Source organism: Nostoc mirabile CHAB5784 (assembly GCF_020829645.1).
Lineage (GTDB): Bacteria > Cyanobacteriota > Cyanobacteriia > Cyanobacteriales > Nostocaceae > Nostoc > Nostoc mirabile.
Genome location: NZ_JAIVFS010000010.1, coordinates 108,652 through 128,228 on the forward strand (window position 1 = coordinate 108,652; position 19,577 = coordinate 128,228).

General features: G+C 38.0%; 16 protein-coding genes. 10 read left to right on the forward strand and 6 right to left on the reverse strand.

Going from position 1 to position 19,577, the window contains the following annotated elements; genetic code table 11:
• Positions 1-80 precede the first annotated feature (80 nt).
• Together LC653_RS09840 and petP are read right to left on the reverse strand one after the other, a co-directional pair.
• Complete coding sequence (locus tag LC653_RS09840) at positions 81-1,181, reverse strand: Get3/ArsA fold putative tail anchor-mediating ATPase NosAFP (RefSeq protein WP_229494303.1); 1,101 nt, start codon at positions 1,179-1,181, stop codon at positions 81-83.
• A 120-nt stretch (positions 1,182-1,301) separates the two neighbouring features.
• Complete coding sequence (gene petP, locus LC653_RS09845) at positions 1,302-1,493, reverse strand: cytochrome b6f subunit PetP (protein ID WP_118169301.1); 192 nt, start codon at positions 1,491-1,493, stop codon at positions 1,302-1,304.
• Positions 1,494-1,784: 291 nt separating this feature from the next.
• Here petP and LC653_RS09850 point away from each other — a divergent pair, with 291 nt between their 5' ends.
• Positions 1,785-2,603 (forward strand): Uma2 family endonuclease, encoded by an 819-nt coding sequence (locus LC653_RS09850; protein ID WP_229494304.1) that lies wholly within the window; start codon positions 1,785-1,787, stop codon positions 2,601-2,603.
• A gap of 30 nt (positions 2,604-2,633) precedes the next feature.
• On the opposite strand, the gene LC653_RS09855 is transcribed toward LC653_RS09850, so the two are convergent.
• Positions 2,634-3,749, reverse strand: coding sequence for a GumK N-terminal domain-containing glycosyltransferase (locus tag LC653_RS09855; protein WP_229494305.1), 1,116 nt, complete (start codon positions 3,747-3,749; stop codon positions 2,634-2,636).
• A 571-nt stretch (positions 3,750-4,320) separates the two neighbouring features.
• Here LC653_RS09855 and LC653_RS09860 point away from each other — a divergent pair.
• From LC653_RS09860 to LC653_RS09900, 9 genes are all read left to right on the forward strand, one after another.
• Positions 4,321-5,649, forward strand: coding sequence for a nucleotide sugar dehydrogenase (locus LC653_RS09860; protein WP_229494306.1), 1,329 nt, complete (start codon positions 4,321-4,323; stop codon positions 5,647-5,649).
• 16 nt (positions 5,650-5,665) lie between these two features.
• Positions 5,666-6,625: a Gfo/Idh/MocA family protein gene (locus LC653_RS09865; RefSeq protein ID WP_229494307.1), complete on the forward strand. Its 960-nt coding sequence runs from the start codon at positions 5,666-5,668 to the stop codon at positions 6,623-6,625.
• A complete protein-coding gene (locus tag LC653_RS09870; RefSeq protein WP_229494308.1) occupies positions 6,618-7,199 on the forward strand; it encodes an acyltransferase in 582 nt (193 codons plus the stop codon). The genes LC653_RS09865 and LC653_RS09870 overlap by 8 nt, the downstream gene beginning before the upstream one ends.
• Positions 7,196-8,374 (forward strand): DegT/DnrJ/EryC1/StrS family aminotransferase, encoded by a 1,179-nt coding sequence (locus LC653_RS09875; protein ID WP_229494309.1) that lies wholly within the window; start codon positions 7,196-7,198, stop codon positions 8,372-8,374. The genes LC653_RS09870 and LC653_RS09875 overlap by 4 nt, the downstream gene beginning before the upstream one ends.
• Before the next feature lie 223 nt (positions 8,375-8,597).
• Positions 8,598-9,347: an ABC transporter permease gene (locus LC653_RS09880; protein WP_229494310.1), complete on the forward strand. Its 750-nt coding sequence runs from the start codon at positions 8,598-8,600 to the stop codon at positions 9,345-9,347.
• Between the two features lie 53 nt (positions 9,348-9,400).
• Complete coding sequence (locus LC653_RS09885) at positions 9,401-10,423, forward strand: hypothetical protein (protein WP_229494311.1); 1,023 nt, start codon at positions 9,401-9,403, stop codon at positions 10,421-10,423.
• Positions 10,424-10,438: 15 nt separating this feature from the next.
• Positions 10,439-12,331, forward strand: a complete 1,893-nt coding sequence (gene asnB, locus LC653_RS09890; RefSeq protein WP_229494312.1) for an asparagine synthase (glutamine-hydrolyzing) — start codon at positions 10,439-10,441, stop codon at positions 12,329-12,331.
• Between the two features lie 221 nt (positions 12,332-12,552).
• On the forward strand, positions 12,553-13,008 hold the full coding sequence (locus LC653_RS09895) for a hypothetical protein (protein WP_229494313.1): 456 nt from the start codon (positions 12,553-12,555) through the stop codon (positions 13,006-13,008).
• Between the two features lie 59 nt (positions 13,009-13,067).
• A complete protein-coding gene (locus LC653_RS09900; protein ID WP_229494314.1) occupies positions 13,068-14,888 on the forward strand; it encodes a beta-propeller fold lactonase family protein in 1,821 nt (606 codons plus the stop codon).
• A gap of 17 nt (positions 14,889-14,905) precedes the next feature.
• Here the strand turns inward: LC653_RS09900 and LC653_RS46785 are convergent, their stop codons facing one another.
• From LC653_RS46785 to LC653_RS09915, 3 genes are all read right to left on the reverse strand, one after another.
• Positions 14,906-16,216: a glycosyltransferase gene (locus LC653_RS46785; RefSeq protein ID WP_229494315.1), complete on the reverse strand. Its 1,311-nt coding sequence runs from the start codon at positions 16,214-16,216 to the stop codon at positions 14,906-14,908.
• Positions 16,217-16,300: 84 nt separating this feature from the next.
• Complete coding sequence (asnB, locus tag LC653_RS09910; protein ID WP_229494316.1) at positions 16,301-18,244, reverse strand: asparagine synthase (glutamine-hydrolyzing); 1,944 nt, start codon at positions 18,242-18,244, stop codon at positions 16,301-16,303.
• 13 nt (positions 18,245-18,257) lie between these two features.
• The gene (locus tag LC653_RS09915; protein ID WP_229494317.1) at positions 18,258-19,571 is read right to left on the reverse strand and encodes a glycosyltransferase; all 1,314 of its coding nucleotides are present in this window, start codon (positions 19,569-19,571) and stop codon (positions 18,258-18,260) included.
• Between the last annotated feature and the right edge of the window lie 6 nt (positions 19,572-19,577).

Consider the following 19,577-nt stretch of genomic DNA (forward strand, 5'->3'; position numbering starts at 1 on the left):
TTTTAGAGTGAGGAGTTAAGAGTTAAAAGTTATGAATTATTGTTTTTTTCCTAACTCCTCACTCCTAACTCATAACTAAATTAAAACGAAATTATCAAATAATTATTCTGAAACTTTGCTCCAGCAACTGGTCTGCCACTGAGAGCTGGAGGCAAGGGAATATTGCGTCGCTGATCTCCTGCTTCTACCGTGACTTCTGGCCCATATTGGGTAAGCTTGACTTGCTTTTTGTCAAACCCTGGCAAGAATAAGCGTACTTGACGATTGTGGATATCTATTTCAATTGGTTTGGGAGCCTGTAGAGCTTGTGCTTCAAAGTTGGGTAGGGCGTCTATCAGTGGTTGCCAGTCACCTGTTGGCGAGTCGGGAACGACGCTTACAGGTAGGGGGATAAATTCCTGTGACAGGTTGGCATTTGTCTCAGTAGACACAAGCAGAACACCACCGACAGTTAAACCAATTTGTTGAGCACTACCCCACAAATAACGAGCATTTGCTACCTCAATGGGATCTCCTGTGGTCACTAAGAAAGCAGTGAGACGTTTGGGGTCAGCAAGAGCGGCTTTCCCCTTTTCTAAGAAATTATTGACTTGGTTAGTGGGCCCTGCAAAGTTATCTGCTGTCCAGTTGACATTGAAAAAGCTGCTAATTAGCGGCTGAATTAAGGGCGATTCAGTAATCGTTTTCCCCAAATCGGAGTTGACAAACAATTGCCGAAATCGCCGGACATACCAACTGAGAGATTCTGGCAAACCCAACACCCGCAACGTTAAAGAGTCACCCGTGCCATCGTAGACGATCGCATCATATTTGCCACTGGCATCATATTCGCGGATAGCATTCAGGGCGAGGGCATTGTCCATGCCTGGTAATACTACCAGTTCTTGACCAAAAACGTCTTTGAATATGGGCGTGCGGAGATATTGCGCCTCAAGTTTCTTCACTTCGTCCCAGTTGCGTTCTAGTAATACAGATGCTTGAAACTGGACTACTTGCAAATTGGGAGCGATTTCCTGGGGATCGGCAGCAATGGGAGTACCCAGCAGAATTGACAATGTTGGTTCTGCTTGTCCTGCTAGGAGTACGCGCTTGCCTTGACTTGCCAATAATTTGGCGGCGGCGATCGCAATTTTGGTACGAGCGGTGCCGCCTTTGCCCAAAAATGTCAATATTAGAGCCATTATTTGATTCCTATTTTCACCGCCGGTCTTTTCAACTCCAACTTAGCACTCAACAAAGAATCTCAGCCTGTGTTTTAAACTTTAGATGCCAAGAAAAACCCGGTTCTGAGTTCTTTACAACTACACAGGTTTGATTTCATCTTCAAAAAACCAAGTAGAAGTGTTGTCGTCAAACAGCACCACTACACCAATCCCAGCACCATCGGTGACTTTGTAGCCTTGGATGATACCCACTTGTCCTAGTTTTTTTACAACAGGGGCAGAGACGCGATCGCGCAAGCGAAAGACTTTAACCTTTTGTCCGATTTCCATGCCTGATTACAATTCAGATAAACCAAGTCTCAGTGTAGCGGAATCTGTGACTCTGCTCTCATAAATTCAGCAAAGAAGAGGGGCAGAATCATAACTCCTAACTCCTAACTCCTAACTTCTAACTTTTAACTGCTGACTTAACAGCTTAAAATTAAATCAACAACTAAACAGGCTATTGCGGCGCAATTACGGTTGGAACAAGAACAGCTGCTTTGGCAACGGTTGGCGGAACATTTGCGATCATTAGGAGTTAATCCAGATAGCTTGAGTTAAGCAAATAAGGTAGTAGTCATGTATCAAACAGATCCCCCCCGTCCACCACAAGAAACCATGCCTACGATGTATGATTTACCCAGTGAATTAATTGGGGAATCAGGTTTGCCAGATGAATTTCACTGCATTCAGGCGGATTTGCTCAGTGAGACTTGTCAGCCTCTGACTTATCCATCTGAGGAAATTTTGCTTGCTAGTGACTTGAATCTTTACTACGACCCTCGCCATACTTTGTGGTACAAGCGTCCTGATTGGTACATGGTTTTAGGACTACCTAGTGCTAGCCAACAGCAAGACCTACGCTTAAGTTATGTCATTTGGCAAGAGGGAGTTGTTCCATTTTTAATAGTTGAATTACTTTCACCAGGTACAGAACAAGAAGACTTAGGAAAAACACTGCAGGAAGTAAACCGACCCCCAACAAAATGGGAAGTATATGAACGTATTTTGCGGGTTCCCTACTATGTTGTTTATGATCGCTATGAAAATCATTTGCGTGCTTTTCAACTCATAGGCACTCGCTACGAGGCAATATCTTTACCAGAGAACCGCTTATGGCTGGAAGAGTTAGAACTAGGATTGGGTCTTTGGCAAGGTTCTTATCAGCAGACAACAGGTTTGTGGTTGCGTTGGTATAATGCAGCAGGTTGGGTACCAACGCGAGGAGAAAAAGCTGAACAAGAACGTCAACGGGCTGAACAAGAATATCAACGGGCTGAACAAGAATATCAACGGGCTGAACAAGAACGTCAACGGGCTGAACAAGAATATCAACGAGCAGAGCGATTGGCAGAGTATTTGCGATCGCAGGGAGTCGATCCAGATAATTTGAGTTAAGTATAAAAGTTTAACCGAATCCGTGACACATCAAGTTGAGTTTTTGCCCGTAACTTGTAGCCAGCGACATACTAATTCGTCCCAAGAATAGATTTCATCAGTTTGGATCTGGGAGCGATCATAGGTTTGTGCGGCAATCAAGGCATTGTGAATGCTGCTAGCATCTCCAGGTTGATAGTAAAAAACATGAGGACGAGAAGACGACAAGTAGATTGGAGCAATAATTGGCAACTTGCAGTAAGTATACTGGATTACTTTGAGACTATCACTAAAACCCTCTGCACCAGGACTGTAGGAAAGTGTATGGAGAGCAATATCTGCATATTTGAGATAAGGGATTGTCACTTCAAAAGGCAACTCACCGTAGGCAGTGATGTTTTTTCTTTGAGGTAAATGGGGAATAGGACCGATAATATGAAATTGCCAATTAGGAAATAATTGGCTGGCTTGCTCTAGAAAGTTCCGGTCAAAATGAGAGTTCCCCACAAAAACAATGTTTGGGTACACTAAGGATTGATAAGGCGTTGGATAATCCCATACAAAAAGGTCTTTGCGAATACCGTGTAGATGCAATTCTAGGTTGGGTAGTCCTGCAAAAATACGGTAAATGTGCTGACTAGGGACACTGACTAAATCAAATTGGGTAGCCACCCGTTTTTCTGTATCTAAAACAACCGGATGATTACGTAATAAGCGCAAATCGTCTGACACGCGGTAGATAAACTGGGCGCTGGGATTGAGCCGTTTGCATGTTTCAAATAGAAGTAGAGCAGGGGTACTCTCGAAGATGAAGAGGTCAGCCTGAGAGATCATTGGTTCTACTGGCCCCAAAGGAAGCTGACCGTAGAGACGGAACCATCTGCGGCTAAGATAGTTGAGGAAATCCCAGCGCAGGTTAGCTGGATGCCAAGGTGTGAACCAGACGTAGCTCCACATTTTTTTCTGCACTTCCTGGAGTTGGTTTGCTTCTTGCAGCACGGGGTATGCTAGGCGATAGTCTCTACGAATCACCGATAGCCAACTCAAAGCTGCTGTTAAAAACACGACTTCCCAACCTTGACGCCAAAGAGCATCAGCCAACCAGTGAAAACCAGCTTTTCGTTTAGAGTTCCAATAATGCCCAGTAATCAAAACTACACGCTTCATAACTAGATAAATATCATAAGTGTGCCAAGCCTGTTAAACTAATACACTAGTAAATTTAATCTCTGCTGAAAAAGCCTTGTGTTGCAACAAAAATCTCAACATTATTGTCATTGTCCGCTTTCAGGAGTCAGGATAACCCTACCTACAAAGCAATGGAGTTTGTTTAAAAAAGGGATTTAACTTCTTCTCTGGCATCCACTGTCGCACTCAAATCCCTTCTAAGAGGTTGTTTAAAAAGTCTTCTTGTCGGTAGCAAAAGGTTCTAGAACCCCTTAAATCCCCCGATAAATTTGGGGACTTTGATTCCGGTTCCCCCCTTTTTAAGGGGGGTTAGGGGGGATCAATAAGTGCCTAAAATCACAGCCGACCACTTTTCAAACATCCTCTAACTCCTGACTCCTGACCAAAAAAGACTCATGATACAGAGCAACTGAATTTATTGATAGGGATTTTGAATTTTGAATTTGGAGCATACTCCTTTGCGGATCTTGCTACGCGCAGCGTCTCGTAGATAATCGACGTGACTCTTTTTTGTAAAAACTGAAAATTAAGTAGACTTATCCGTAGAGTAATGATTAACGAACCTCAAACTTTGATTAACTTACAACAAAAAATTAGGGCACATACTGCCATTGTTGGTGTTGTTGGACTGGGATATGTGGGTCTACCATTTGCTGTTGAAAAATCCAAAGTTGGTTATCAAGTATTGGGAATTGAGCAAAATCCTAAAAGAGCTGAACGAGTTAACATAGCTGACAATTACATCACGGATATTAAAGATGAAGAATTAAAACAAGTTGTCAGCAGTGGTAAGCTGCAAGCGGTTTTAAATTTCGACCGGGTAGCAGAAATGGATGTAATCGTGATTTGCGTCCCAACGCCGTTGACCAAGAATTTAACACCGAACTTGAGCTACATCGAAAATGTCACCCATGCCATTGCTAAACACTTGAGAACAGGGCAGTTAATAACCCTAGAATCTACCACTTATCCAGGAACCACAGACGAAGTTATGCGACCTTTACTAGAGGAGGTTAGTGGTTTACAGCAAGGACGAGATTTCTTTCTCGCCCATTCCCCAGAGCGGGTAGATCCGGGGAATCAGCGTTACACTACCAAAAATACTAGCAAGGTAGTAGGAGCATCCGATACATATTCACTCGAAGTTGCCAAGTTATTTTACGAGCAAACTATTGAGCATGTAGTACCTGTTAGTAGCGCCAAAGCTGCGGAGCTAGTGAAGGTGTTTGAGAATACCTTTCGGGCTGTCAATATTGCTTTAGTAAATGAATTAGCGCTATTGTGCGATCGCATCGACTTGAATGTTTGGGAAGTCCTAGATGCTGCTAATACCAAACCTTTTGGAATTATGCCTTTCTATCCTGGACCAGGAGTAGGCGGTCACTGCATCCCTATTGACCCCCATTACTTAGAATGGAAAGCAAAGGAAGTCAATTTCAATACCCACTTTATTGCCTTAGCTGGGGAAATCAATCGTTCCATGCCCCTATTCGTGCGAGAAAAAGCCCGCAGATGCCTGAATAATTTAGGTATTGCCCCAGCCAGAGCTAGAGTATTGGTGATCGGTGCTGCTTATAAAAAAGATATTGAAGACTGGCGAGAATCACCCGCCATTATGGTAATTAACTATCTACTGGAAGATAAAATGACGGTTACTTACCATGACCCTTACGTACCGCAAATAGAAGTCCGAGGACAGACATTTTCTAGCTTGGAACTAACGGACGAAATAATCGCCGCCGCCGATTTGGTAATTATTGCCACAGAACATAGTCAAATTGATTATGTCAATTTAGTGCAAAAATCTCAAGCAGTTCTAGATACACGGGGTGTGACTCGACATCTAAATTGCGCCAGTGACAAAGTAACTCTGTTGTAGAGAGAAAGATTAAGTGGTGACAGATTATATAAACAAAAAAGTAATAGTGGTCGGCGCAGGAAACTGGGGCAAAAACCTAGTGCGTAATTTCCACAATTTAGGGGCATTAGCTGGGGTCGCTGAAGCCCATCCTGGTCTGCGAGAAGCGATCGCCACAACCTACCCAGATACAGTTACTTATAGTGACTTTGAAGTAGCCCTAGAAACTGATGTCCCGGCTATAGTATTGGCAACTCCTGCACCAACCCATTATCAATTAGCAATGGCGGCCTTAGCAGCAGGTAAGGATGTGTTTGTCGAAAAGCCCATGACGCTCCTCACTGATGAGGCGCGATCGCTTGCCGAATATGCAGACAAACAAGGGCGGATTCTGATGGTGGGTCATTTATTATTGTATCAACCCGCGATCGCTTGGATGCGGGACTATCTAGCCAGTGGCAAGGCGGGAAAGGTGCTACACGTCGCTACGCAAAGGTTGAAACTAGGCAAGGTACGTACACAAGAAAATGTCTGGTGGTCATTTGCTCCCCATGATGTTTCGGTGGTACTAGATTTGTTAGGAAACCCGCAACTGCAAAAAGTACACGCTCAGGGAAATGCTATTTTGCAACCAGGGATTGCAGATCATGTACAAGTTGACCTCCGCTTCCAAAGTGGTCAATCTGCTCAGATTAATTGTTCTTGGTACTGGCCATTCACGCAGCGCACTACGGTAGTTATTGCCCAAAAGCAAATGCTGGTTTACGATGAAATGCAACAAACGGTGACAATCCACCACAAATATATCGACCAAGATTTAAACCATTACGACGACGGGAGCGAAATCATCGAAGTAGCGGCGTCTGAACCTCTAAAAATAGAGTGCCAACACTTCTTAGATTGTGTGAAAACTCGTCAAAAACCCAATTCTGATGGCTGGAATGGAGTAGCAGTTGTAGAAATTTTAGAGGAGGCGCAAAAGTTCTTACATGGCTAACTATTTTGTGCATGAATCCAGTTATGTGGATGAAGGTGCCCAAATTGGTGAAGGTACAAAAATTTGGCACTTTTGCCACATCCTGGGCAAAGCTAAAATTGGTCAAAACTGCGTCTTCGGACAGAATGTTTTGGTTTCTAATCACGTAGTAGTTGGCGATTACTGCAAGATTCAAAATAATGTCTCCCTTTATGAGGGGGTGATTCTAGAAGACTACGTTTTTTGTGGGCCAAGCATGGTCTTTACTAATGTCAAAACACCCCGATGTGAGTTTCCGCGCAATACCAGCAATGATTACCTGAGAACTTTGGTGAAACGGGGAACTAGTATTGGGGCAAATGCGACCATCGTTTGTGGTATAACCTTGAACGAATATGCCTTCGTCGCCGCTGGTGCTGTGGTGACAAAAGATATACCATCATACGCGATCGCCGCAGGAGTACCAGCAAAAATTATTGGTTGGATGAGTGCCTACGGCGATGTGCTAAAGTTTGATGCTGATGCCTATGCCATCGACTCCACAGGAACTAAATATCAAAAAATATCAGAAACAGAGGTTATAAGGGTTTCATGAGCCAAACTAATATTCCCGTCCTCGATCTAAAACCCCAGTACGACAGCCTCAAAGCAGAGATTCAGGCTGCCATTTCTCGTGTTTTAGAGTCTGGTCAGTTTATTATGGGGCCAGATGTTAAGCTATTTGAGCAAGAAGTAGCTGCGTATTTGGGGACACGCCATGCGATCGCTGTTAACTCTGGTACTGATGCTCTAGTGATTGGGTTAAAGGCTTTAGGAATTGGTGAAGGTGATGAGGTAATTACAACTCCCTTTAGCTTCTTTGCCACTGCTGAATCAATTAGTAATGTGGGGGCGACACCAATATTTGCGGATGTCAACCCAGATAGTTTCAATATTGATCCAGGAGCAATAGTAGCAAAAATTACGCCCAATACCAAAGCAATTATGCCCGTTCACCTTTACGGGAACCCAGCGGCCATGGCTGCGATCGTGGATATTGCTCAAAGGCATAATTTGAAAGTGATTGAAGACTGCGCTCAGTCATTTGGCGCACGTTACTATGCTACTTGTTCTGCTTGTAACGACAAATGTCAAGATAGCACTCGCACCGCAATTATCGGTAAACAAACAGGCACAATTGGTAACGTGGGAGCCTATTCCTTCTTTCCCTCTAAAAATTTGGGAGCTTATGGGGATGGGGGACTAATTACCAGTGATGATGATCAAGTAGCAGAAATGGCTCGAATGCTACGGGTACATGGAGCGAAAAAGAAGTATCATAATGAGGTTTTGGGTTATAACTCCCGCCTTGATACTATGCAAGCAGCAGTTTTACGTGTAAAGTTGCCTCATATTGATCAATGGAATGAAGGTAGACGCTTAGTTGCCAAAACCTATAACCAACTGCTAGCAGATGTAACGGGTGTAGTCACACCAGAACTCGCTGATGGTCATGTGTTTCATCAGTATACAATTAGGATTTTAGATGGCGATCGCGATCAAGTGCATAAATATCTAACTGCACAAGGTATTGGCTCAATGATTTATTACCCAGTTCCCCAAGACCAATTGCCAGTTTATAAGGGCAAATATCCTGTAAATCCAGTTAGCGATTTGTTAGCAACTGAGGTTCTAAGTTTACCAATTTGGCCAGAACTAAATTACGCAAATATTGCACGAGTAGTGGAAGCTATTAGGCAAGCTTTAGTTTTGGAAAATAAAAACGTCTAGCGTCTAGTAATAGATATAAAGAATTGACCTTGATTATTTCATACTTCTGGTTAGTTATAAAACTACGAAAATAGTATATTGACTTGTATTTGCTGAAATATCGGAAAAAATGATTAATAAGCCCCTCCATTTTCGTTTTTTGAAAAGCTTAATTAACTCTTTTCGTCTATTTTATTCTGAAATTATTTTTCCTCCATTTTATACTTTATGGCGGCATCGCTCGATGCTATACCAAACTAGTCTGAATGAGGTTAAAACCCGTCATGCTGGTTCTATATTAGGACTGCTTTGGCTGTTTATTTATCCTTTACTATTCCTTGGAACCTATGCGATCGTATATTTATATATATTTAAAGTGCGCTTCCCCACATTGGGTTCTAATGAATATGTAGCATTGATTTTTTGTGGCTTAATTCCCTTTTTAGGGTTTTCAGAAGCTCTAAGTTATGGTGTTGCTTCTGTAGTTGCTAGTTCTAATCTTATTAAAAATACTTTGTTTCCTATAGAGTTGGTTCCAGTCAAAGCTGTATTGGTTGGACAAGCAACTCAAATAGTAGGCATGGGGTTGTTACTAGTAGTACTAACAATTATTGGTAAGCTTTCGATTTGGTCACCTTTATTTTTATTGGTGTGGATTTGTCAACTATTATTCTCTATGGGGTTAATCTGGATTCTATCCAGTCTTAATGTGTATATGAGGGATATTCAAAATATTGTTGCTGTATTAACTTTAATATTAATGATGCTAAGTCCAATTGCCTATACAGAAGCAATGGTTCCAGCAGCAATGAAACCATTTTTAGCTATTAATCCGCTTTACTATATAATTATTTCCTACCAATCAGTATTAATGCTTCACGAATTTCCACCAACTAGAATTGTGATGCCGTTGATTAGTATGTCAATATTTATATTTATTGGAGGATTTTGGTTTTTTAGACAAATGAAGAAGGTTTTTAGTGATCATGTTTAATACAGCAGTATAGTTTCAAAAATTTAATACATTATTAATGTAATAAATGATGTATGAAAAAAAACAATATCTTTTCTCTATTTATCATATGTTTTTTTGCTATTTGCATTTTAATATTATTTAATTTTAAAGCTGGTAATACTGATGTGAACAGCCCTATATATTGGTATAAAAATCCTTATATTAATAAATCTGAATTTATTTCTAAATATATCATACCTCTTCTAGGGACTCCATCTCCCTTACGAGAAACTAGCCCTTTAATTAAAATTCATGATTTCAATTACTTTTATCAAAATCCTCTTAATGAAAGGGTTCCAGTCACTATCCTCAATTATCCCAAGCAACCTGAGAATGAATATTACTTAAATTCAAAAGCAATTGTGATAGCCATTCATGAAACAAACAAAGTAGGCGGTGAGGAACCTTGCGGGCAGGCAGGTAAAGAAGAAATGTTTTACGGTAAAATGTTGGCGGAGCAAGGTTATATTGTTGCGTGCCCGACACTAACCTTTACAGGCAAACGTCAACCCACTAATCATTGGGATACAACAGAATTCTATAAAAAATATCCTAATTGGTCGGCACTTGGCAAAGATATTGCTGAGATTTCATGGTTACTTGATTCGATGAAATTGTCTGGCTTCAATATAAATAAAATCGCTTTAGTTGGCCACTCACAAGGTGCTATTTATGCAATTTTTTCAGCAGCTTTAGATGAAAGAATCGATACGGTTATTGCCAATGCTGGTTTCGTAGTTTTTAAACAAGATCCACATCCTGAAAGATGGAGCCGCAATAGTTGGTATAAGGCATTACCTTACATTCCTAACAATTTTACATATGCTGAATTAGTTGCAACTATTTCTCCACGTAACGTCTTAATTTGTAATTATTTACAAGATGAAATTTTGATCGCAACATTTCCTGACACTGAAGTTAAAGATATCATGGCCAAATTCCCATCAATTCATTGGGCTTTCTTTAATGGAAAGCACGGTTGGCCATCTGAGGTTAAGCAGTTTGCTTTTTCATGGTTATCTCAAAAATTTCCTGTCAAGAATATTAGCAATTAACAACAGTCTAAATTTATGTGTGGAATAGCAGGTGCTTTGAATCTCGATTGGAATTATATTCCATCTTTAAACCGCAAATTATTAGTGATGAATCAATTACAGAGCCACCGAGGCCCTGATGGACAAGGGGTTTGGGAGCATCCTTCACAACACGTTGGCTTTGGTCATCGTCGTTTAAGCATTATAGATTTAACTACTGGTAATCAACCAATGAGTGACCAAGGAGGTAACTGGATAACTTATAACGGCGAGATTTATAATTATGTTGAACTGCGACAAGAACTAGGAATAGATAATTTTGTTACTGATTCAGATACAGAAGTAATTTTATATGCCTATCGCAAGTGGGGTATAGATTGTGTCAACCACTTGCGGGGGATGTTTGCTTTTGCAATTTGGGATGAGTCAAACCAAGTTCTATTCTGTGCTAGAGACCGTTTTGGCATTAAGCCCTTCTATTATACTGTAGTGAATCGGGTATTGTACTTTGCTTCAGAAGCCAAAGCTTTGTTGCCTTTTGTTAAAAGTATTGAAACCGACTTAGAAGGTTTCAAAGATTATTTAACCTTTCAATTTTGTTTAGCAGGTAAAACCTTATTCAAAGGCATACACGAACTTTTACCTGGGCATATTTTGCAAGTTGATAACGGCGTTGTAGACGTTAAACGTTATTGGGAAGTTTACTACAACCTAGATTTTGACCATACTGCTAAGTATTTTGAAGAAAAGATAGCAGATATTTTATCAGAGTCTGTTAATCTGCATATGCGTAGTGATGTGCCAATAGGGGCTTATGTGAGTGGCGGGCTAGATTCCAGCATAATTGCTTCTCTAGCGAGTCAAAAGTCTGATGACAAGTTTATCGGATTCACAGGCAAGTTTTCTATTAGTGAAGACTACGACGAAAGTAAATATGCAAGAGATTTAGCAGAATGGAGTGGGTTCGAGTTACACGAACTAGACATTACAGCAACAGATTTTATCGAGAATATTCGTAAAGTTATTTATCACTTGGATTATCCGGTTGCTGGGCCTGGTTCTTTTCCTCAGTATATGGTCTCGCAGTTAGCCAGCAAATATCGCAAGGTAGTAATGGGGGGACAGGGAGCAGATGAAATTTTTGGTGGATATGTACGCTATTTAATTGCTTACTTTGAGCAGTGCATCAAGGGGGCAATTGATGGAACTATGCACTCTAGCAATTTTATCGTAACTTATGAGTCTATTATTCCTAATTTAACAGCGTTGCGTAATTATAAACCATTACTACAAGAATTTTGGCGGGAAGGTTTGTTTGAAGATTTAGATAAAAGATATTTCCGTTTAATTAATCGTGCGCCTTCTTTAGGAGATGAAATTAATTGGGAAGCTTTGGATGGTTATTCTCCCTTTGAGACATTTCAAAAGATTTTTCTGGCAGAAAATGTCGGGCAAGAGTCTTATTTTGACAGCATGACTCACTTTGATTTTAAAACTTTATTACCTGCGCTTTTACAAATTGAAGATAGAGTAAGTATGGCGCATGGATTAGAGTCAAGAGTCCCATTTTTAGATCATCCTTTAGTAGAGTTGGCTGCGACTATCCCGGCGAATATTAAATTTAAGAATGGCACAATGAAGCAGGTATTGCAAAATGCAATAGGTAGTTTTTTGCCTGCTACGATTACTAATCGTAAGGATAAAATGGGATTTCCTGTACCATTGATAGAATGGATAAATGGAGAGGCTTCGGACTTTATTCATGATACTTTATCTTCACAAAACGCAATAAGCCGGGATTTAGTCAATAACAAGCTGGTTCTCAAAAGCCTGAATCAAGAGAGGAAATTTGGTCGAAAAATATGGGGATTTTTATGCATTGAATTATGGCAACAAGAATTCTTTGAGGGAAAATACAAATACAACTAATATAAACATTACCAATTTTTTTGTTTTTTAATAAATCAAAAATATACTAGGAATAATTACAATGATAAAAATGCAAAATATTATCAAAAAAAACTTTTACGGGTAGTAACTTAATTCTAGGGTTAGGACTCATTGCAACAGTGTTACTGTTCTCAACACCCACAGTTAATTATGTTCAAGTAAACTCTATACAAATAAAAGCAATTACTGGGGGAACACAAGTGACATTTACTAGTAAGAAGTCAAATTCAAGTGTTCAGTTTGATGTCTACGAACCTGACTCCTCAGGAACTATGAAATTACCTGAAAATGTTGGTTTTTGGAAATCAAAATTATCTACTGATGAAGATGGTATGATTGCTTTAGTAAACAAGGATGGACAGTATTATTACAATATTTCTAGTGTTGCATTTCAGGCTATGAATTCTAGGGATCTAAAAGTTTTGACTAAAAGCAGTCAAAAATTAAGTTTGAAGCAAACTAAAGCCTTGGAATGGCTTAATAAACATAAAGTAGTGTTAAATAATGGTTCTTATATTTGGTATTACAACTTTCCTCTCAACTACAATAACATCGTAGTAATTTCTTCTTGGCCTTCTGCTTTTTCACAAGCTGCTGTTATCTATGCTTACATAGCATTTATCATATATCAATTTACCTATAACTCTAGCCACTAAAGTATCCAAATCAGTTTGATGATCGTACTGTCAATTTCAAAATAATAACTGGATAAAAAATGAAAAAAAGACTAAAAATATTTACACTTTGTTTAATAGTAACTATTTTTGTATTTTTAGGTTTTGAATTTAAAAAGCAACATTCTAATATTACATTAGGTAATCTAGAAAATAGGATATTAAATTCTCGTGGAACTGAAATATTAAATTTAGAATTGGGTTCTAATCCTGCCCAAGTTTTAAACTCCTATGAAAAAAATATATCAGATAGTGTTGGAGCTATAGTTTCTATAACACCTATAAGTGATAATGATTACTTAATTGCTGACTTTAGCAAAATCTATAGACTTATATTAAAAGACGCTAAAATTATTGAGATAAAACCTGTGTCATTCACAGAAGATAATAGGCAGTCGAATTTTTCAGGTAAATACGTTCCCACAGGTTTATTTTTTTCCAAAAAATATAATCAATTATTTGTGGCAAATTATACTGCTAAGAATATATTAATCTTTGATGTAGATATTAAAAATAATCAGATTGTACTTAAAGACGAAATTAAAACTTCCAATACTACAGGTCCAGAAAATGTATTTGTTTCACCTGATGGAAAATATCTAGTATGTACCAACTATGATGGTAATGTTGTTACTGGTTTTAATTTTTCATCTGGCAAATGGCGCGAAATATGGTCTACGAAAGTCAACCAAGCTCATGGACTGGCTATTGTAGATAAGTTAGTTTATGCTACTAGCTTAGCTGAAAGGGCACTATTTGAATTAGATATTCACGACGGATCTGTTATCCGTAAAGTTGGTTCACAAGGATGGAACCCGGAAAATTTGGAGTTTCTATGGCCGACATCTGTATATCCTTTTTCTGAAAATTATTTAGTTGTTAGTGATGCACATACGGGGTTGATCAGTATACTAGACAGACAGAAATTAAAACTAGTAAAATACTTTGGTGGTAATGGACCTACATATAAATACTTTAATATGCCCTATAGTGCCATTGTAGATAACAACAAACATAACTTGATTATTTTATCTACATTTCAAAAACGGATTGTTTTTATTAATTTGAATAGCGATGAAACAAAAAACTATGTGATTAGTAACATCAACTGGAATAGTCTTTATGGCTCTAAAGACCTTACAAAAAACATTAAAAGGTTGGGAGAAGGTTGGAATAGTTATGTTTGGCAAAAAGGCCCTGTTATCAAGTTATTTAATAAAAAATATTTTCTTGGTTATTCAGCCCTAATACCAGCTAATGGACAAACCTCTCCGATCTTAAAAATGCCAGAACCAGACTCACCATTTATGATATCTAGTTCATATTTTTACTTTATGGATCATTTACATTTAGGTAAAGGGGAGCTTCTTTTTTCTCCCCAAGCAGGGCATGGATTGTATCTAGAAGAGCGAAACGGAAACTACTATCTTATTCCCTTAATGCTTAATTTAGATACTTGGCGGGTAGGAGACAAAATGATCAATCCTCAAGGAAAAATTGATACGGCACAAATTAAAGAGCAAGTTATTAAAGTAATAGCTAAATTTCAGAAGTACAAGGGAAAAAATGGGCTTGTGACATTGAAAGATTTTTGCCAATTAGTGTTACAAAATATATGCGCGGCACCAGACCAAACATTGGAAAATATATTTGCTCGTTCTCGGATGAAAAATGTGTTTCATTCTCAAGCAGCAAAATTATGGTACAACAAATATTCTAAGTGTAGTAAAAATTATTGTCAAAAAGAAGAGATAAATAAAAATTTAGAGATTTACCTTTCAAAAGTAATGAAAGAACCATTAGTATATCTTGATGAAATATTTAGTATTCAAATGCTAAGTGGTAACGCTACAACATTTTAAATTTTAACTTTAGAGTTTTACAGTCGAGTATAATAATCAATTAGCTTCTTTTGTTCATTTTCCCAATTGTATTCATCAACAGCAGCATAGTATGACTGCTGGCGCATTTCATCAAGTTTGTCTGGACTAGCTAGCAGTTCATTCAACACATTAGATAATGCTTCTGGTTGTTTAGAATCGAATAAAACCCCATTATGTAATTTCTCGGTGAGATATCGCATTTCTATCAAGTCTGAACTACATAGTGCTAAACCTGCCATCATATATTCAAAAAATTTATTAGGAAGACAATATTTCGTGTTAAAGCAAACGGAAATAAAAGGACTCAGACCTATATCACATTCACTTCCAGTCTCTACTAACTGGTCTACCTTGACAGCAGGCAAGAACTGCACTTTCTCAGAAAGTTTGGCATCTTGAACTATTTTTTTTAGTGTAGCTTCATGACTGCCTATTCCTCTAAACTGAAAAATAGCTCCTTCGACGGATGCTGCTGCTGCTATAACTTCTTCTAATCCCCTGTACTGAAAATAAGCACCTTGATAGGTGATAACTCTAGGACTATTTTTTCTATTCAGAATAGAAGCAGGAGGAAGGTATTTTTTCGATGGACAATTACGTAAAGTTAAAAACTCTTTGGAGCGGTACTTTTTACTAAAATACTCACCTAAAGAATCACAAACTGTTATTCTGCCATCGGCAAGGTTAATTAATTGTGCTTCTAAGTTAGTGTAAAATCTATACCATATATCTGACCTCATCTCTTCTGCCAACTGCTCTGGGTAGATTTCATGGGCATCATATACTAAAGTTTTATCATCTATCAATTTACCCATAACTCCAGCCACTAAAGTATCCAAATCATTGCAGTGATACACGTCTGGATAAAATTCACGAGAAACTTGATATAAGATTAAATTAATTAGTAAAATTGAGCGAATAGCTAAAATTTCTTGAATATAATTCACATTTTTAAAATTTTTTCCTTCTTTGGATATACCTAAAACCTGATATCCAAAATCAATGCTTTTTTTGAAAATTTTATCTAATTTTGCTTTCTTGATATAGCTAGAAATATTACGCTTAGTTAACTGAATAGGTACAGTTTCAAGATCCACAAACAAACTAGACTCTATTTTATCTAATATTTTTCCTACCTTCGGGCATATTTTATGCAATTCAAGCATTGCTTGAGCAGAATAACTATTAGGTACATCTATTCTGACCACCTGATAATTATCTAGTGATTCTCTGGAAATTGAACATTCTTCAGTTTTCATCCCAATAACTGTTACTTGATATCCCATGTCTGATAAGGTAGTAGCCACTCTGCGAACTCTAGGATCTCGTCGAATTTCAGTTAATGAGAAAACTACGATAGACTTACCCATGTTAAAAATCCTTTTTAATGTCTAAAAAACAGCTGTATGAGGGTCAAGATTATCAATAAACTGTCTATACCAAAGTTCTAGTGTTAGCCATCGATATATCAGCCAACTTCTATCAATATTTTTCTCTTGATGTTGCTGCCAATAAAATTCAATAGTATTGCGAGGTACTATATTACGGTTGATAAAAGATTCAGAACAGATAATATCGTAGATATTATTTTTGTGAGGTGCAGTTCTAATCCAACGAGCAAAAGGAGTCGGATATCCTAGTTTACTGCGCCGCCACGTAACCTCTCTGGGTAGCAAATCCTGCATAGCTTGCCTCAGAATCCATTTAGTCCATGAACCTCTAATTTTGTAATTAGAATCAAGGCTCAAAGCAAATTCTACTATTCTATGATCTAAAAAAGGAACACGAGCTTCAATAGAAAAAGCCATACTATTTCTATCTTCGTAGTGAAGTAATGCAGGAATACTTTGCTGAACTAAATGCCAATACAGAGTGTTTGCTAGTTGCTCAGGAAAACATATAGGCTGAAAACGCTGGATTTTATCATCCTTGACCAAGGCTTCAAATTCTTGAGAAAAAAAACTTGGTTCTTCGGAAGAAAGCCTAGCATAAACAGAGGTTTTAAACCCTATATTGGTAATTCTATTAGCAAGTTTAATTAATCGATGATTAACTAAATTAGAAAGTACGGGGTTTATCCATTGCATCCCCCAATATCTAGTAACTTCAAAAGCGGTTTGATAAGCAGATATGGTACCCCAAACTTTATTTTTACTATTATTTACAAGTAAATCTTTTATTCTTAAAGCAAAATAAGGCAGATACCCAGCAAATAACTCATCACTTCCCTGTCCATCAAGTAAGACTTTAACGTGCTTTCGAGCTTCCTTCATCACATAATACTGCGTGTACAGTCCTGGCCCAGCTGAGGGTTCATCTTGATGCCATACAATACGCTGCAAATCATTGATTAAATCATGCGATGGTTCTGGAAAAACCGGATGAGGAATGGTGTTTGCTAAAGAATTGACGGAATCAACATAACTTCGTTCATCACAGTCTTTATCGCTGTACAAACCAGAAAAAGTATAAATAGGGCTTTCCTGAAACTTACTTGCCAGACATACAATTGAGCTAGAATCTAACCCACCAGATAGACAAGTACCAACAGGAACATCAGACCGCATCTGCATCTTCACGGAGGAAGATAATAAATGGCGAAATTGTTCTATGGGGTCTCCACTATGCCAAGACTGGCGAAATTTATCTGTATCTAATTCCCAATAAGAATGAATTTGCAGGTTCCCTGTTTCAGTGTGCAGATATGCATAATGACCAGGCTGCAAAGCCTTAATATCTACAAAAAAAGTTTCTTCTCCATCATCTAGTGAGCCTGATGGTAAAAAATGATGTATGTAAGCTAAGTTAGGCTTTCTATATTCAGGAAATACAGTAACTAGGGCTTTAATTTCTGAAGCAAATACAAACTTTTCTGAATCATTAATATAATAAAAAGGCTTAACTCCAAATCTATCACGGCTAAAGAATAACTCTTTATTAGCTCGGTCGTAGATAGCAAAAGCCCACATTCCATTAAAATGGTGCAAACAATTAGCACCCCACTCGCAGTAAGCAGCTAAAACAACTTCCGTGTCTGTACCTGTATAAAATTGATGACCTTTGTGTTTAAGCTCTTCTCGAATTTCAAGGTAATTATATATCTCGCCATTGTACACAATCCAAAAGCGTTCGTTATGATAAGGCATTGGCTGGTGTCCAGAAGCACTTAAATCAAGAATTGACAGTCTTCGATGTCCCAATCCTACAGAACCATCAATATACAATCCTTCATCATCTGGACCTCTATGTTTAATAGAGTTCGTCATGTCAGTAATTAATTTTTCTGAAACACAACGATTTCTTTCCTTATAAATTACTCCAGATATTCCACACATAATATATTATTTATTAAAGTGTTTTTTTATACAGAGAAACTAGTTTCTCTGTTTGTTTTTCCCATTTAAAGTTGCCACGGATTTTTAGCACTTGTGATTTATAACCATTTATCTTGTTAGGACTGGCAAAAAAATTATCAATTGCTAATTGGATATCTGCTGATGTCTCCATTTTTGCATTCTGACCTATGCCTTGATGACCAACAAAACGATTTAGTTCAGGAGAATCATTAGCCAGGATTGGTAATCCAGCCAAAATAAACTCGAATAATTTATTAGGAGTACAGTAATAAGAGTTTAAATCTATATGAGGATAAGGAATAATTCCGACATCAGCAGATGCTGTATAAAATAGTAAATTGTTGGCTGAAACAAATTCGTGGAAATAAACGCGATCGCCAAGTAGTTTAAGATTTATAGCTATCTGTTCTAATTTTTCTCGCAAAGCACCACTTCCCAAAATTACAAGTGCAAAATCTTGATATTCACACAAAGCAACAGCTTCTATGAGATTCTCTAGGTTGCGATTCTCACTTAAACTACCCTGAAAAAGTAGAATTTTTTTGCTTAGGGGAATTTTCAAATTTTTTCTGAGGTAATTATAAGAAGAATATACATCAAAATCCGGTGGCTCACTGGTTAAGTTAAGTAAAAATTCTGGTACGGGAATATTGTATCTTTTAGCCATTTCTCCTGCGATAGACCGATTAACTGTGATTACTAAATTTGCCAAAGGTGCAAGTCTAGATTCAACATCTTTATACATTTCTACCCGTTCAACACCAAAATGGTGTTGTTCTGGATAAAGTTCATGAGAGTCATATACAACTTTTGCTTGATAATGAGTAGCTGCTTTGAGAGCAGCTGGGAGCATTGGTAGATCATGAGCAACATATATGTCTGCCGGAATTTTTACTGCTTCTTGATAAAAATGTTCATGATACCAGTAAAAATCACGCCATTTTGTTTCTGTGATCAGTTTTTCTTTTTCAACTAATTCCGATATTTTCAGTGGTGATCTTGTTTTATTAAATAACTTTGGTATAATTTTTTGGATGAGTTTATTGTACCAATTTAGTATTGTGTTGCTCTTCTTTTCGGAAATTTGATATGTGGGAGGTGGTGAATTACCATCTATCCTGACAATTTTTATTTCAGGTATTGCACGATCATTGACCTGATAAGCCTGGGGTAAAGGAGCAGCAACTATATGAACTGTAAATCCATTTTGAGCTAGGGTTTGAGCCTCCAACAAAATTCTTCTATCTATGTTGTCATCTGGAGTAAGCATGACTACAGTTAATTTTTTGCTATTGAATTGGATCATAGTTAT

Coding starts and splice junctions, on each gene's coding strand:
- LC653_RS09885 (WP_229494311.1), top strand. CDS start 9,401: ATGAAAAAAAACAATATCTTTTCTCTATTTATCATATGTTTTTTTGCT.
- asnB (WP_229494316.1), bottom strand. CDS start 18,244: ATGTGTGGAATATCTGGAGTAATTTATAAGGAAAGAAATCGTTGTGTT.
- petP (WP_118169301.1), bottom strand. CDS start 1,493: ATGGAAATCGGACAAAAGGTTAAAGTCTTTCGCTTGCGCGATCGCGTC.
- LC653_RS09860 (WP_229494306.1), top strand. CDS start 4,321: ATGATTAACGAACCTCAAACTTTGATTAACTTACAACAAAAAATTAGG.
- LC653_RS09855 (WP_229494305.1), bottom strand. CDS start 3,749: ATGAAGCGTGTAGTTTTGATTACTGGGCATTATTGGAACTCTAAACGA.
- LC653_RS09870 (WP_229494308.1), top strand. CDS start 6,618: ATGGCTAACTATTTTGTGCATGAATCCAGTTATGTGGATGAAGGTGCC.
- asnB (WP_229494312.1), top strand. CDS start 10,439: ATGTGTGGAATAGCAGGTGCTTTGAATCTCGATTGGAATTATATTCCA.
- LC653_RS09850 (WP_229494304.1), top strand. CDS start 1,785: ATGTATCAAACAGATCCCCCCCGTCCACCACAAGAAACCATGCCTACG.
- LC653_RS09880 (WP_229494310.1), top strand. CDS start 8,598: ATGCTATACCAAACTAGTCTGAATGAGGTTAAAACCCGTCATGCTGGT.
- LC653_RS09900 (WP_229494314.1), top strand. CDS start 13,068: ATGAAAAAAAGACTAAAAATATTTACACTTTGTTTAATAGTAACTATT.
- LC653_RS09875 (WP_229494309.1), top strand. CDS start 7,196: ATGAGCCAAACTAATATTCCCGTCCTCGATCTAAAACCCCAGTACGAC.
- LC653_RS09915 (WP_229494317.1), bottom strand. CDS start 19,571: ATGATCCAATTCAATAGCAAAAAATTAACTGTAGTCATGCTTACTCCA.
- LC653_RS09840 (WP_229494303.1), bottom strand. CDS start 1,181: ATGGCTCTAATATTGACATTTTTGGGCAAAGGCGGCACCGCTCGTACC.